This window comes from Paenibacillus popilliae ATCC 14706, from assembly GCF_000315235.1.
GTDB classification, from domain to species: domain Bacteria; phylum Bacillota; class Bacilli; order Paenibacillales; family Paenibacillaceae; genus Paenibacillus_B; species Paenibacillus_B popilliae.
Genome location: NZ_BALG01000074.1, coordinates 1 through 15,546 on the forward strand (window position 1 = coordinate 1; position 15,546 = coordinate 15,546).

The 15,546-nt window shown below is 52.2% G+C and carries 13 protein-coding genes and 1 pseudogene; 5 read left to right on the top strand and 9 right to left on the bottom strand.

Annotated features, from left to right (window positions below; all coding sequences use genetic code 11):
* From PPOP_RS23970 to PPOP_RS07455, 5 genes and pseudogenes are all read left to right on the top strand, one after another.
* Positions 1-204 (top strand): annotated as a pseudogene (locus tag PPOP_RS23970) (ABC transporter permease); the annotation flags it as partial.
* Positions 194-667, top strand: a complete 474-nt coding sequence (locus PPOP_RS07440; protein ID WP_006285552.1) for a hypothetical protein — start codon at positions 194-196, stop codon at positions 665-667. The pseudogene PPOP_RS23970 and the gene PPOP_RS07440, both read left to right, overlap by 11 nt.
* Positions 668-1,001: 334 nt before the next feature.
* Positions 1,002-1,448 carry a hypothetical protein gene (locus tag PPOP_RS07445; RefSeq protein WP_148277867.1) on the top strand — a complete coding sequence of 149 codons (447 nt, stop codon included), beginning with the start codon at positions 1,002-1,004 and terminating at the stop codon, positions 1,446-1,448.
* Positions 1,449-1,751: 303 nt separating this feature from the next.
* Positions 1,752-2,267 (top strand): hypothetical protein, encoded by a 516-nt coding sequence (locus PPOP_RS07450; protein WP_042227827.1) that lies wholly within the window; start codon positions 1,752-1,754, stop codon positions 2,265-2,267.
* 71 nt (positions 2,268-2,338) lie between these two features.
* Positions 2,339-2,785, top strand: coding sequence for a hypothetical protein (locus tag PPOP_RS07455; RefSeq protein WP_006285555.1), 447 nt, complete (start codon positions 2,339-2,341; stop codon positions 2,783-2,785).
* Between the two features lie 193 nt (positions 2,786-2,978).
* Here the strand turns inward: PPOP_RS07455 and ptsG are convergent, their stop codons facing one another.
* From ptsG to PPOP_RS07500, 9 genes are all read right to left on the bottom strand, one after another.
* Positions 2,979-4,586, bottom strand: a complete 1,608-nt coding sequence (gene ptsG / locus PPOP_RS07460; RefSeq protein WP_006285556.1) for a glucose-specific PTS transporter subunit IIBC — start codon at positions 4,584-4,586, stop codon at positions 2,979-2,981.
* A 417-nt stretch (positions 4,587-5,003) separates the two neighbouring features.
* The gene (locus PPOP_RS07465) at positions 5,004-6,014 is read right to left on the bottom strand and encodes a zinc-dependent alcohol dehydrogenase family protein (RefSeq protein WP_042227830.1); all 1,011 of its coding nucleotides are present in this window, start codon (positions 6,012-6,014) and stop codon (positions 5,004-5,006) included.
* Positions 6,015-6,080: 66 nt separating this feature from the next.
* Positions 6,081-8,645, bottom strand: coding sequence for a beta-mannosidase (locus PPOP_RS07470; RefSeq protein WP_006285558.1), 2,565 nt, complete (start codon positions 8,643-8,645; stop codon positions 6,081-6,083).
* 66 nt (positions 8,646-8,711) lie between these two features.
* On the bottom strand, positions 8,712-9,779 hold the full coding sequence (locus PPOP_RS07475; RefSeq protein WP_006285559.1) for a BtaManbiosPhlase: 1,068 nt from the start codon (positions 9,777-9,779) through the stop codon (positions 8,712-8,714).
* Positions 9,780-9,816: 37 nt separating this feature from the next.
* Positions 9,817-10,764: an MTP-1 family protein gene (locus tag PPOP_RS07480; RefSeq protein WP_006285560.1), complete on the bottom strand. Its 948-nt coding sequence runs from the start codon at positions 10,762-10,764 to the stop codon at positions 9,817-9,819.
* Positions 10,761-12,425, bottom strand: a complete 1,665-nt coding sequence (locus PPOP_RS07485; RefSeq protein ID WP_042227832.1) for an alpha-glucosidase — start codon at positions 12,423-12,425, stop codon at positions 10,761-10,763. Before PPOP_RS07485 ends, PPOP_RS07480 begins: the two co-directional genes overlap by 4 nt.
* A gap of 34 nt (positions 12,426-12,459) precedes the next feature.
* Positions 12,460-13,299 carry a carbohydrate ABC transporter permease gene (locus PPOP_RS07490; RefSeq protein WP_042227834.1) on the bottom strand — a complete coding sequence of 280 codons (840 nt, stop codon included), beginning with the start codon at positions 13,297-13,299 and terminating at the stop codon, positions 12,460-12,462.
* Positions 13,286-14,167 carry a carbohydrate ABC transporter permease gene (locus PPOP_RS07495; RefSeq protein ID WP_006285563.1) on the bottom strand — a complete coding sequence of 294 codons (882 nt, stop codon included), beginning with the start codon at positions 14,165-14,167 and terminating at the stop codon, positions 13,286-13,288. Before PPOP_RS07495 ends, PPOP_RS07490 begins: the two co-directional genes overlap by 14 nt.
* A complete protein-coding gene (locus PPOP_RS07500) occupies positions 14,167-15,480 on the bottom strand; it encodes an ABC transporter substrate-binding protein (protein WP_006285564.1) in 1,314 nt (437 codons plus the stop codon). The genes PPOP_RS07495 and PPOP_RS07500 overlap by 1 nt, the downstream gene beginning before the upstream one ends.
* Positions 15,481-15,546: the final 66 nt, after the last annotated feature.

A 15,546-nucleotide genomic window follows, 5' to 3' on the forward strand; every position in this document is an offset into this window, starting at 1 on the left:
TTGCCTATAATCACCGCAGCTACTGGTATTACGTTAATGGAGTCAAGAAAAGGCCCGATTGGAAAACCCAATTTGAAGGGGCAAGGGCGAGAAATAATCCAAAAAAAAAGACAGAGTAATAAATGGAAAAGTCGTTCGAATAAAGATCCAAATCGTCCTATGAAAAAACATACACCTAGCAGAAAACATAACGGTGGTAAATAGAAAGGATTTACAAGTGGAAAAATGTAGAACAGGTTTACGAATACGTTCCGATAAAAATGTTCATGTTATTTTAAGAAAGGCGTTTATTCATTTTGCAGAATGGTTACGATGTAATTATAATTTTCCTAAGAGGGTTCCTGTTTATTTAAAATCGAGTTATTATATTATAACTCAGTGTTCTAAAGAACAAGCTGCTGCTTCGTTTTTTGCACCTTATAACAAACAAGATGAGCCTTATATACGAGTCGCTACCGGTGATTTTTTTGATTTAGAGAAAGAACATGGACGTAGAGATGCTATTTTAATGATTTTGCATAGTTTAGCTCATGAATTGCAACACTATTATCAATGGTTAGATGATGATGAGTTTCTTGAAGATGAAGCAGAAGATGGAGCAGATGAGATAATTCAGGAATATATAGAAGATAAATTTGAAGAGTTTTGGTCTTCGGTAGATGGTTAAGCTAGGGCTATCGTAGTGATAGTCCTTTTTTTACACTTTTTGTTAGGTGATGATACCATGGGTCGTAAAAGGATAGATGAGTCTGAAAAAAAGGGTAGTCTTACGATAAACATGAAAAAGAAGGTTTTAGATAAAATTGCGTCTTCTCGGCAATGTCAGCCCCGACAACGAGCGTTGAATCGGTAATTTGTAGAATGCGTTGATTCTGTTTCCTGATTTTTTGTATTTCCTCTAGATTTCTCTTCCAATAAAGATTCAAATCGTCCTATGAAAAAGCATACGCTTAGCCCAAAACATAAGGGTGGAAAAAAATAGAAGGGGTTTAATAAAAGTTTTGGAAGAAAGAACTGGATTACGAATACGTTCTGATAAAGGTGTAGATGTTGTTTTAAAAAAAGCATTTGTTCATTTTGCGAAATGGCTACGATGTCATTATCATCTTCCGAAAAGGGTTCCTGTTTATGTAAAAGAAAGTTACTACATTATAAATCGATTCTCTAAAGAACAGGTATCAGCTACTTTTTTTGCACCATTTGATAAACAAGTTGAACCCTACATTCGAATTGCAACCGGTGGTTTTTATGATTTAGAAAAAGAACATGGGCGTAGAGACGCTATTTTAATGATTTTGCATAGTTTAGCTCATGAATTGCAACATTACTATCAATGGATAGAAGATGAAGAGTTTCTTGAGGATGAAGCAGAAGATGGAGCAGATGAGCTGATTTGCGAGTATATAGAAGACAAATTCGAAGAATTTTGGTCTTCGTTAGATGGTTAAGCTGGGGCTATCGTAGTGATAGTCTTTTTTTTTACACTTTTTGTAGGGTGATGATACCATGGGTCGTAAAAGGATAGATGAGTCTGAAAAAAGGTAGTCTTACAATAAACATGAAAAAGAAGGTTTTAGATAAAATTGCGTCTTCTCGGCAATGTCAGCCCCGACAACGAGCGTTGAATCGGTAATTTGTAGAATGCGTTGATTCTGTTTCCTGATTTTTTTGTATTTCCTCTAGATTTTCCTTCCAATTCTGGGTTTTACATGATAAAATCATGTAAAACCATTTTTTTGGGAGGGATCTTCTTGAAAAAGATACTTACAAAGATGCTGTCAGTTGTGGTAGCCTGTTCGTTGGTTGTATCGTTGGCAGGTGTTGCTTATGCTTCACCAGGGCAAGTTGGAGTTGAGCCATCCTATTCCGTCGCTCATAAGAAACATATCCCAATCAGCAAAGAGGACTACACTACCTATGTAAAGTACCATGAAATTCCGCAAACGCTCGACATTCAGGTAGTAGACAAGCACACAGGCCAAACCGTTTTTAACGAAAACGGCGCTTCTATCGAGACCGTATTATCTTGGTTGGAACAGCCAACAGAAAGCAATAGACATAAGCGAGTTGCATTTGCCATTCCGTTAGTATGGGGCGCTGCTGAAATCATCCTGCCTATAATCACCGCAGCTACTGGTATTACGTTAATGGAGTCAAGAAAAGGCCCGATTGGAAAACCCAATTTGAAGGGGCAAGGGCGAGAGGGAAAAGAAAAGAAAAGAAAAGACATAGTAAAAAATGGAAAAGTAATCCGAACAAAGATATAAATCGTCCCATGAAAAAACATACACCTAGTAAAAAACATAACGGTGGAAAGTAGAAAGGATTTATAAAAAAATTGGAAAAAGAAAGATCTGGATTAAGAATACGTTCTGATAAAGATGTAAATATTGTTTTAAAAAGAGCATTTGTTCATTTTGCGAAATGGTTACGATGTCATTATCATTTTCCGAAAAGGGTTCCTGTTTATGTAAAAAAAAGTTACTATATTATAAGTCGTTCTAAAGAACAGGTATCAGCTACTTTTTTTGGGCCATTTGATAAACAATATGAACCCTACATTCGAATTGCAACCGGTGATTTTTATGATTTAGAAAAAGAACATGGACGTAGAGACGCGATTTTATTGACTTTACAAAGTTTAGCTCATGAATTGCAGCATTATTACCAATGGTTGGATGACGAGGAATTTCTTGAAGATGAAGCTGAAGAAGGTGCAGGAGAACTTATTAGAGAGTACATAGAAGATAAATTCGAAGAGTTTTGGTCTTCGTTGGATGGTTAAGCTGGGGCTATCGTAGGGGTAGTCCTATTTTGTTAAGTGATGATACCATTCTGAACGGAGGTTCCGCCACGTTCTTTCCCCACTGGAGAGGAGAGCGGCATTATTCAGGGGGTCCTGGCGTTAGGGCATAACGCTCCCACCACCGCTTGAAAAAAAGAGAGCGGTGAAAAACACCGCTCTACCTACATCCGTTCTATTCGTTTTTATTATGGCTGCTGTCCGAGCGCTTCCCGGACTCCTTCTCTTCCTCCGGTTCGGCTCTATCCAGCTCCATGTCCCCCCGGTTGATCAGCTCATGAATCTGATGCTTAATCGTCTCGGAGCGGGTTCCGAATATCGCCTGTACATTGTTGCCGACCTCCAGCACGCCCGAGGCGCCTAGTTCCTTCAGGCGCTCCTTGTCCACATTGCCCTTATCCTTGACCTGCACGCGCAGGCGCGTAATGCAGGCATCCAGGGAGGCAATGTTGGCTTTGCCCCCAAGCGCCGTCAGGATGCCGCGCGGCAATTCTTCTCCCGCCGCCGCCCTAGCAGGCGTGGCCGCCGTCCTAGCAGGTGCAGCCTCTTCCCTTCCCGGTGTGCGGAGATTGAAGGTGCGAATGGCAAAGCGGAAGCCGAAGTAGTAAATCAGCGCCAGCGCCAATCCGACCGGGATGACAAGCCAGTACGGCGTCCGATGCTGCAGCACGCCGAACAGCATGTAATCAATAAGGCCGCCGGAGAACGTCATTCCAATTTTGACGCCGAGCAAATGCATCGTCAGGAAGGACAAGCCCGCAAACACGACGTGCACGGCAAAGAGCAACGGCGCCACGAACAGGAAGGAAAATTCGAGCGGCTCCGTAATGCCGGTCAGGAAGGACGTCAATGCGGCCGACCCCATCAGCCCGGCCACCAGCTTTCTGTTCTCCGGGCGCGCTTCATGGTAGATGGCGAGCGCGGCCGCCGGGAGGCCGAACATCATGAAGGGGTATTTCCCGGTCATGAACGTGCCTGCCGTCAGCTCAACGCCGTCTTTCAACTGGGCGAAGAAGATTTTTTGATCTCCCCGGATAAGATCGCCCGCTTTGCTCACATATTCCCCAAATTCGAACCAGAAAGGGGCATAGAAAATATGATGCAACCCGAATGGGATCAATGCCCGTTCACAAATGCCGAAGATGAAGGCCGCCAGCGCCCGGTTCGAATCGATAAGCGAATGGGAAAACGTATTCAGGCCGCTCTGGATCGGCGGCCAGATGAACACCATCACAATACCGATCAGAAGCGACATGACGGCCGTAATAATCGGAACGAAGCGCTTGCCTGCGAAGAAGCCAAGGTAGGAAGGCATCTCGATCTTGAAGTAGCGCTGGTACAGCAAGGCCGCCGTGATCCCGATGATAATGCCGCCGAAGACGCCCGTCTGCAGCGTCGGAACGCCTTGCACGACAGCATAGGCAGAGTTGGTCTCTACCTTCTCCGGCGTCACATTCATCATGACTTGCATCGTCACATTCATGACGAAATAGCCGACGATGGCGGCAAGCCCCGCTACCCCGTCCCCGCCAGCCAGACCGATAGCGACACCGACGGCGAACAACAGGGACAGGTTGTCGAATACGATGCCTCCGGCTTGCTCCATCACGCTGGAAATTAGGCTGAACGTGCCGGTCCCCAGTATCGGAAGACGCGCGATTAGATCCGGATTGCCCAGTGCGTTGCCGATCCCGAGCAGGATACCCGCCGCCGGCAAAATGGCGACCGGCAGCATGAGTGCCTTGCCGACCTTTTGTAGAACGCCGAATATAGATTTAAACATGAACGTCAACTCCTATCAACTGACAAATGTACAGAAAACATTAAAACCTATGATTACCATATCCACTCTGTTCTGGCACTATGCATACAAGTGGAATTCTTCCGGAATATCCCCCCTTCTCCCGATGTCCTGCCGTGCAAAGCAGCCGAAGCACGGATGAGGACCAATGACATGAATCCCTGACATCTCGATGACTCTATATGTAATAGCAAAAAAGGCATGTGCTAAAGCATGCCGTTCACGCAGTGAACGGCCGTTTAGCTCATGCCTAGTCGGACTAGTAACACGCTGCTTGCATTGTAAATGTCACCGTTAATTTACCATGATCACATACGAAATGCAAGCGTTACCAAGCGCTGTTACCAAATTGGCACACTCGACAAGCACAAAAATTAGGTTTTTATAGGAGATCCCTTCCTACTCCTCCATGACAACGGCTTTGGTGACATTCATCTCGGCATATCGAGCCATGGCGCCAGGCAGTTCGTCCATGCGGAAGCGATGGCTAATCAGCGGTTCAATGCGTACGATATGCCGCGCGAGCAAAGCGATTGCCTCCTCGTGCGTGTACGGATTGATGAACGATCCCATAATGTGCAGCTCCTTACTGAACACATCGAATGGCGACAGGCTCGCCCGCGCTTCTGGAGAAGCGACGCCGAAGAGCAGGACTTGGCCGCCCTTGCGGGCCGCCTCCAAGGCAAGCTCCACCGATTCCGGGCGGCCAGCGCACTCGATCACGACATCGGCTGTGCTGCGCATCCCATCCGCTACGCCTGCCTCCAGCGGCGAAACGACGGCTTCGGCGCCCAGTTCCCGCAATAGGGTGTGCTTGTGTGCGGCCGGCTCGCATACGGTAATGTGCGTGACGCCGGCAGCCATGACGAGCTGTAGGAACAACTGGCCGATGAAGCCGCCTCCGATAATCAGCACATGCTGATTCGCGCGCAGCTCCAACTTCTTGAATCCGTGTAGCACGCAGCCAAGCGGCTCGGCCATCGCCCCCTCGACCCAGCTTACCTGGTCGGGCAGCTTGTAGCAGTTGGCCGCCGGCACAACGCAGTATTCGCCCATTCCGCCGTCCCTCGTCACCCCAACGGCCTGCAGCCGATCGCATAAGTGAGCGCGACCGCTGCGGCAATATTCACATGACCCGCAATACATATTCGGATCGACGGACACCCGGTCGCCCGGTCGCAGATCAATGACCGCCTCCCCCACGGAGACGACGATGCCGGCCAGCTCATGGCCAAGCACGAGCGGCGGCTTCACCTCCGCCGATCCCGGATAGCCGTGATAAATATGCTGGTCTGTGCCGCAAATGCCGCAGCAGACAACGCGCAGCCGAACCTCATCCTTGCCGGGCGCGCGGTCGATCCATTCCATGACCTCCATCATTTTGGTTCCGCGTAGAACTGCCGCTTTCATGATTCTCATCCCTTTTCCCGTATGATTGTTCTCCCTCACTATGCCGCTTAGAGCGTCCTGTCTCCGTCACCGTTCACGGCTTCCGGGCGAATTCAGCGCGGTGACGCGCAGCGTCGCCCACGGAATCGGCTTGCCTTCCGATTGTGAGATCCGAATCTCCTTCGCTCGCCCAGGCAGCAGATCGAAGAAGTTGTCGGTCACCGCAATCCACGCTTCATCCAGCTCAATCTTGACCATGCGGGCCACCCGGTCCGTCTCGATCCGGATCACGCCGGCCTCCTCATCCACACCGATCTGCAGTTGTGCCGGCTCGAAGCGCATCTCCTTATAGTCGCGCAAGTACACATAATTATCTTCCGCGAGGCCGCTTCGGGACGAGATGACGCATACCACCTCCGCCGGATTCGCTCCGTTCGTTAGTTCCGCTTCGGACAACACATCCAATTCCCTTTTGCCATTCGGATCCAGGCCTATCTCATACTCGCGCTCATACAGCCTCGTTCCATCCATCCGGTACACGGCCAGCCGGATCTGGTCTTCGTAAGGCACCAGCCGGTCATTGAGCGCCCACAGATGCAGTGCCCGGCCCGCATCGTGATCCGCCGTCAGCAGCACCGGCGCAAAGAACTTCCGCGCGTAATGATATGCCGCCTTCGGCAGCCCGTAGTAGTCGATAACCGACCAACTCGTGCCCGGCCAGCAGTCGTTCATCTGCCAGAACAATGCGCCGCTCGTATCCGGCTTGCGGCGGCGGTAATGTTCAATGCCGTATTTCAGCCCTTCGGCCTGCGTCAGCATGGAATAATTGATGTACTCTTCCAGATTTGAAGGGGCCCCGGTATAGCCTTCCATCAGCAGAATGCCCTTCGGATGATGGATATCCTTGTTGCGATACATCATCTCGTCGCTGCCCCAACAGAATTGGCTCTCCGGGATGTTGCGCTGCAGCGTGTAGCGGTTCGAAGAGGCATGCATGCCGAATTCGCTGGCAAACTTCGTCGTATCGCCTTTGAATTTTTTGAACGACAACCCTTCGACGCTATAGTCCTGCAACTGCGGCTCGCCGAAGACCCGCGGCTCGATATTGCCATGCCATACCTGCCAATTATGAGTGTCTCCAACCTCACGCGAATTGTGATCGTTGCCCCCATATGGCGAGCTCGGCCAGAACCTGCGCGTCGGGTCAAGCGCCTCCAGCAAGGCCGGCATCAGCTCGTGGTAAATTTTCTCCCCATAGAACGGATGCGGGATGTCTCCGCTCGAGTACAGCGCTTCATACAGCCAGTCGTTCTCGTTATTTCCGCACCAGAGAGCGAGGCAAGTCCGGCTCCGCAACCGCTTGACGACCTGCTCGATCTCCCGGCGGACATTATCCATGAAGTTGCGGTTGTAGTCCGGATAGAGGGCGCAGGCGAACATGAAGTCCTGCCAGACAAGCAGCCCGAGCCGGTCACACTCCTCATAAAAAATATCCCGCTCATAGATGCCGCCGCCCCAAACGCGCAGCATGTTCATATTGGCTTCCTGCGCCAGGCGGATGTACCGCGAATAACGTTCATCCGGCACCGCCGCAATAAAGCTGTCGATCGGAATCCAGTTCGCGCCCTTCGCGAACAGCTTTACTCCGTTGAGCACGAACGTGAACGCGTGCTGCCCTTCCTCGTCATGCAGCATCAATTCCAGCGTTCGGATGCCGAAGCGCTGCTGCCACTCATCTACGGCGTCACCTTCGCTCCGCAGCGTTACTTCCAGCCTGTATAAGTAGGGCTCGCCCAGATCATGCGTCCACCAGAGGGACGGATTCGGCACCTTGAGACGTACGCTGCCAGACAGGCCATGCGTGCAGATCGCGCCGTCCTGCAAGAAGCCCGTGCTATGATTGAGCGGGAACGTCATCTCTGCCACCCGCCGGCCTTCGGCATCCAGCAGCGCCGCTTCCGCGATGCAGGTGTCGCTGCGGTCGAACACCCGGGCCTCGACAGCCACCTCGACCATCGCCTCGCCGTCCTTCACCTCAACTGTATGAGCGAATACATGATCCACATACGCACGGCTCCGCTTCACCAGATGGACATCCTTCCAGATGCCTGCGCAGACGAGCCGCGGCCCCCAGTCCCAGCCATAGTGGCTTTGCGCCTTGCGCGTCCATATCCTTTTTTTGCTGAAGCCGGACCAATAATATTGCATCTGACTTTGCGCGTGCAGGTGAACGGGATCAAGCTTGACCGCGAGGACGTTTTTGCCCTGATTCAGTTCCCGCGTCACCTCGAACGAATGGCTAATGAACATATTGTCCGTCGAACCCAGTTCCACCCCGTTCAAATACACGGTCGCGAACGTATCGAGTCCTTCAAACACAAGCTCCATCCGCTCTATGTCCTCCTGCTGCCCGTCCCAATCAAACGTCGTGCGGTACCACCATACCTTCTCCTCGACCCAGCGGCATGTCTGATCGTTATGCCCATAGAACGGATCCTCGATCATCCCCTTCTCGATCAGCGTCGTATGCACATCTCCCGGCACCTTCGTCGTCATCCAGAAATAATCGATATAGTCGGGGGAAGCCACCTCCAAATCGCGCGCCTCCCCGACATTGAACTCGCGCAGCTTCCAATTCTCATTCAGTTTCATAACGCGCTCCTATCCTGAAGACGCCAAGACCTTCCGGCCTTGGCGTCTCCCTGTCACTAGTGCTTTCTATTCGTCTATATAGGTCAAGCTTTCTAAAATTTCCTTGAGACTAAGTTCCGCGCAGGCCATCGATGTATCCGCGACACCATAGTACATTTTGACCGTATCGCCCTCCACGATGGCGCCGCAAGAAAAGACGACATCGCCAAAAAAGCCGTTTTTCTCGTAATCCGCTTCCGGCTCCATCACCGGCCGATCGGAGCGGGCGATCACCTTCGTTGGGTCATTCAAGTCCAACAGCACGGCTCCCATGCAGTAGCGGTGCTCCTTCGTCGCCCCATGGTACAGCTCCAGCCATCCCTTCTCCGTCTTGAACGGCACGGCTCCGCCGCCCATGCGCCCGCTGTCCCACATGCCTGGGCGTAAGCCAAGCAAATGCTGATGATTGCCCCAATAGAGCAAATTATCGGATTCGGCGATCCATATTTCCGGATTACCGATGCTTTTCGTCGTCGGACGATGCAGCGCGTAATATTTACCGTTAATTTTTTCTGGGAAAATAAGAACGTCCTTATTATCGGGGCTAAAAATCATCCCGTGATGCGTCACATTCACAAAATCCTTTGTCGATACCATCGACTCCCCGACGCCGACCGGAGATACGGCCGAGAAATAAATGTAATACGTATCGCCGATCTGCGTGACGCGCGGATCTTCGATGCCGAACGTCTCCAATTCCGTCGACGGATAGACGAAGGGGGCATCATCTATCGTGAAGCGGTGTCCGTCTTTGCTGCGCGCAATGCGGATATAGGAGATGGAAGTCAAATATTCGAATGTCGCGCTTTGCGACTTATTGCGAATGACGCGCGGATCGGAGAAATCGTAGCGTTCGTCGTCCATGCGAAGCTCAATGATATCCAACTTCTTCGCCTCCGGGTTGAACACAGGTGCCTTCACGATGTTCGGGTCGGTGCTGATCGGACGCTCGGCTACGCGGAGCAGCAGCAGCACTTCGCCGTTATAAGTCGCGACGCCCGCATTGAACGCACCGATCACCTCGAAGTCGGGGCGATGCGGCTTAACGTCGGCTGGAGTAATAAGCGGATTTTCTTCATAACGATAAATATTCATGCTGTAGACACCTCACGCTATAAAATAATGTCTGCCATTATGCCTGTTCGAACTTCAAGAATGGATCGGCAATCGTCAAGCGATGCGCCTCTGCATCGCTTATGCCCGCATACAACACCGCCGTCCCGTCGTCGTTGCGCACGAGACCGCCGCTGAATACGACGTCCACGAGGTCGGAACGCTTCGTTGCGCCCGGCAAGAAGCGTTCCCGCACGGCGATGAGCTCGATAGGGGTGTGCTCGCCGGTAGCCGGATCAACCGCAAACGCCATCGGATAATAGTGGCGATCACCTTGGTCGTCGAAGCACGCGATATGTCCTAGCACGCCGATGCGGCCATTGCTTAGTACATGCGCTTCATTCGCGCCTCCCCATTCCTCGTCGATGAATTGCCCTTCCAAGAGCGGGGTATTCTCAACAAGCTCAATTGATAAGTCTTCCAACCGCTCCACGCGGATATATCCGATTTTGCCGCGGCCGCCCTTCTCTCCCTGCGGACGGGTAAATACGCCGATGCTTCCGTCCAGAAGCTCGACCAACCGCAGATCCTTCATGCCGTCCGGACCGGTGAATAACGGCTTCAGATCAGCGATGTGCTTCCCTTTGTAGAACACCGTGCGCCACATCAGTGCGTTCGCCTGTGTCGGATGCGGATAAATCTGCACGCCGCCGAGCACAAGCTCGCCTCCGATCCGGGTCTGGAACGGATCCTGCAGTTCGAACGTCGGCGCGCCTTCCCGCGGCACCCATTCCCCGTTCCGTTCGACGAAGAAATAAACCTCCGAATGCTCGCTGTCACGCGATTCGACGCGTCCAGCGATGACCGGCTCCCCCTCATCTTCGAACGGAGCGGTAATATTATATACATCCTTGCTGCCGACGCCGGTAAAATTCAACTTCTCCGCGTGCGCCGCCAACGGGTTGCGCATCATATATTGCTCCAGCAGTGTCGCGCATGTGATTGCGCTGCCTTGGTTCCCTGTCATGTATGGCACGTCTCCTTCACTGATGAGTTCTCGCTGATCCAAATGGCCGCTTCCTGCGGATCAAGGGTAAATGGTTCATGGGCACCGCCTGGCTCCCGTCGGCTGGACAAGGCGAGGCGGAACGAATCGGCCAGCAGGCTGCCAACGGTCAGCGCGTGCGGCTCCAGCCCGAAGTTCAACGCCACCAACGCCTCTTCGTCGGCGGCCCGCTTCCTATAGAGAAGCACATCCCCCTGGCGCTCCAGCCGCACATAATCGCCGCTGTGCAGCGACGGATGTCTGCGCCGAAGCGCGATAAGCTTCTGGTAGAACAGATAGATCGAATCCGGTTCCTGCTGCTGCGCTTGCACATTCAGCACTTCATGCCGCGGGCCCATGCCGATCCACGGGGACGCATCCGAGAAGCCTCCGTAGGTCTCGCCCGTCCACTGCATCGGCGTCCGTGAGTTATCCCGGCTCTTCTCCAACGCCTTCTTAAGCGCTTCCTCCGGTGCCGCACCTTCGCCCAGCGCGATCCGGTAGGCCGTCAGCCCCTGCACGTCGCGCATGTCATCGACTGTCTCGGCCACGAAGTCACGCATTCCGATCTCTTCGCCGTAATACAGGAACGGCACGCCCTTCGCAGTCAGTGTCAGGGCGGCGATCAGCTTCGCCCGCCGCTCCTCCAGCTCGGCATTTCCTTCCCCGAAGCGGGAAATATGACGCCGCATGTCGTGGCTGCTGAAGAACAGTGTCGGAAGCTGGTCGGGGGCATGCGCCTCCTCCATCTTCTTCAATTCCTCATAGAGGCGTTCGAGCGAGAACGTCTCCTGGCTGCCAAGATTGAAGTTGAATACGACATCCAGCAGGCCCGTGCCGCTATAGCGGCGCAGCACGTCCATATCCTCGGAGCCGACCTCGCCAACCATGAATGTTCCCTTCCGTGCATGCGCGTGGGCGGATAGCTCCGCGATCGCATCCAAAATACCTTCCTGATCCTTGTCATGCACATGCTGCTGCTCGCCCGTCTGTGGATCATACGGGTTGTCAGGGAATGTCTCGGATACTTTCAAGAAATTGATAACATCGAGCCGGAAGCCGTCAATGCCCCGATCCAGCCAAAAGTCTATCACACCCTTCATCGCTGCGCGGACTTCAGGGTGAGTCCAGTTCAAATCGACCTGTTCTTTCGCGAACGCGTGATAGTAATACTGCCCGGTCGCTTTATCGAACTCCCAAGCCGGCCCGCCGAAGAAGGACTCCCAATTGTTCGGCGGTCCGCCGTTCACCGGGTCCTTCCAGATGTACCAGTCACGCTTCGGATGCGAGCGTGACGATCGGGATTCCCGGAACCATGGATGCTCCGACGACGTATGATTCAGTACAAGATCGACGATCACGCGGATATTCCGGGCATGTGCCGCGCGGATGAACGCTTCGAAGTCGTCCATCGTGCCGTAGTCGGGATCGATGGCCGTATAGTCGGCGATATCATACCCGTTGTCCACCTTGGGCGACAGATAGAACGGCGTCAGCCAGATGCCGTTCACGCCCAGCTTGGCGAGCTCATCCAGCTTCGACGCGATGCCGGCGAAATCGCCGATGCCGTCGCTATTGCCGTCGCAGAAGCTCGGCATATAGATTTCATAGAAGACGGCCGATGTCCACCACGATGCTTGCATTCTCACCACTCCTATTGGTTATCCTGTCCATTCCTTATTTGAGGCTGAATTGCATGCCTTCCTTGAATTTTTTGCCGAATATCAGGAACATGATAAGAATCGGTAGTGTCAGCAGCACTGATGCGGCGTATAGCGGACCCGGATAACCGCCGTATGGCCCGAACATTTGCGACAAGAGCACGTTCAGCGTCAACATGTTGTCGCTGCGCACGACAATCATGTCCCATAGCAGCTCCGTCCACCGTTCCATCAGCAGGAACAGGAAGATGACCGTTGTAATGGAGCGCGACATCGGCATCATAATGCGGTACAAAATTTTGAAGTCCGACGCTCCGTCCAACTTCGCCGCTTCGATGAACACCGTGGGGATCGCCTTGAAAAAGTTGGTGTACATGAAGATGGCCCATAAGCTGACCGCTTTCGGAATAATCATTGCCCAGTACGTATCATACAATCCGATCTTCTGCATGATGAGGAAGTTCGGGATGAGCAGAATGATCGCTGGAAAAAACATATGGAACAGGACGAAGTTGTTCACCGTGTCCCGCCCCTTGAAATTCAGCTTCGATAACGCGTACGCCACCATGACGCCAAAGAGCATCATGAACGCCGTCGATGCGACCGAGACGATGACGCTGTTCAAGAACGCGTTCATCCACGGACGCGTAATGCCCGCTTCACCTCCGGTGAACAACCATGCATACGATTTCAGGGTGTAGCTCCCCGGAATAAGCTTGCGGTCGACCTGCGACCAGTCGGCGAACGAGTTCAACACCATGTACAGGTACGGGTATACCATGACCAGAAGCAGGAGCGTCGCCAAAATATAGCGGATCGTCAAGCGAAGCCTGTTGTTTTGTTTAGACCCAACCATTTCGTTTCCCCCACATTTCCAGCAGTTTTCTGATGACGAAGATCGAGATGAACGTGACGACGGACGCCAAAATCGCTACAGCCGAGGCATAGCCGGCCTGCAGGTTTTTGAAGGCCTGATTGTAAATCTCCATCTGCCAGGTGTTCGTCGCGAAGTTCGGACCGCCGCCTGTCAATTGGAATATCTCCGTGAAGATGCCAAAGGTGACGCCGAACGATAAAATCAAGGTCGTATACAGCGCAGGATACAGCAGGGGAAGCGTGATCCTCCAGAAGCGCTGACGATCCGTAACGCCGTCAATCGCCGCCGCTTCATATACTTCCTTATCGATGCTTTCCAGTCCCGACGTCAAGATGAGCGCATAATAACCAGCAAACTTCCATGCGAGAATGAGCCCCACGATACAGAGCGCCCCCAGCGGCGATCCGAGCCAGTTAATATCAAGTCCCAGTGCACTGCGCAAGAAATTGTTCACCGCGCTGTTATAGGACAAAAGGCCCTTTACGATGAGCGAAGCAACGACGCCGGACGACAGATACGGCAGGAAAAAACCGATAAGATACAAGCTGCGGAACTTCGGCAGCCCCTGCACAATTACGGCGACACCAAGCGACATGATCGTGACCAGTGGCACGAACACAAGCATGAATTTGTAAGTGACCCAGAAGGCCGATTGCACCCCTGGAGTGGACAGCGCCTTGATGAAGTTCTTGAACCCGACGAAGTCATACGTCGGCGCAATCAAGTCCCAGTTCGTAAAGGAAAGATAGAACGACCACAGTAACGGACCCAAAAAGAAAACAAGACCATAAATGAGGTAGGGACTGGTAAATAACCAGCCCAACCGATTGTTATTCTTATCGATCATTATTGAAGTTCCCCTTCAATCGCCTTCTTCATATTGTCCCATGCCGTCTGCGGATCAATTTGGCCGAGGACCACTTTGTTGAATGCCTCCTGGCCAATCAGTGTCTGCAGCTCATTGTAGCCGGCATTATCGATGGCCGGAATGCCTAGCGGCACGGACTTGGCGTACAGTTCAAGCTCAGGCGAATTTTCGATGATCGCCTTGAATTCCGGAAGCTCTGCCAGATCGTCGCGCGCCGGCGGCAGATTCGTTCTCTCGAACCATTTCGCATCGTTCTTCGCATCGGAATATACCCACTTGATGAACTCGGCCGCCGCCTCCTGCTGCTCCTTCGGCACGCTGGAGAAGATAACGAGACCTTTCGCGTCGGAGAACGTCTTCGCTTCGTCCGGATTCATGCCGTCCGGAACAGGAGGAAGAGACAGCGTAAACGTCTCGTTATATTTCAACTCAGGGAATTTCTCCGCCCAGGTGTTGAATGTCCATGGACCAATATCCGTAAAAATGCCGAGGCCCGTCTCGAAAGGATCGGTCACGGTCTTCGCCAAAATCCCATTCTCCTTGCGCAGGTTATCGACAAATTCCAACACCTTTACGCCGGCTGCCTCATCTCCGACGAACTGGTCGCCATCAATAAATTTGTTGCCGTCCGATGCGGCATTATAGAGCATGAAGAAGTCGAACCAGCGCTTCCATGCCGTAGGGTCGGCCAGATCCGCACCCTTGCCCCATACGTATTTATCCGGATATTTCGCTTTCAATTTTTTGGCGACATCCAAGACTTCGCTGTAGGTCTTCGGCGGCTCGTTATAACCTAGCTCCTTCAAGATATCGATGCGCCAGCCGAACAGCATCGGATTGGAGTAGACCGGCAGCACGTATTGATTGCCGTCAGCGAACTCCCATGGCTCGATCGTATTGCTCATATTGCGGCCGGATACGATATCATTGAATTGCGGCAGTGTGTTCAACGGAACGAGCGCCTGGCTCTTGGCCAATTGTGCGGCAAATCCCCGGTTGATATTTTCCGAGATGGCCGGAGCGTTGCCCCCGGCAATGGCAGCCTGGATGCTCGCTTCCGAGCTTGGCGATTCCTTGATCGCGCTTACATTGATCTTGACATTCGGATTGACCGCCTCATATTCCTTCGCCATTTCCATCCAGAACGCTTGCTGCGGCGGATTGGGCGCCGCCCAAAAATCGAATGTGACTACCCCGTCTGCCGACTCCTTCGTCGTTCCCCCTGTGCTGCAAGCAGCCAAGAGTGAGAAGACCATCGTAAGTGTGAGCAGAATTGACAGTTTCTTTTTCATGAAAAAAAACCTCCTCCTAATGACATGAATCTGATTCAAGATGACAATATAGATAAGTAACGTTAC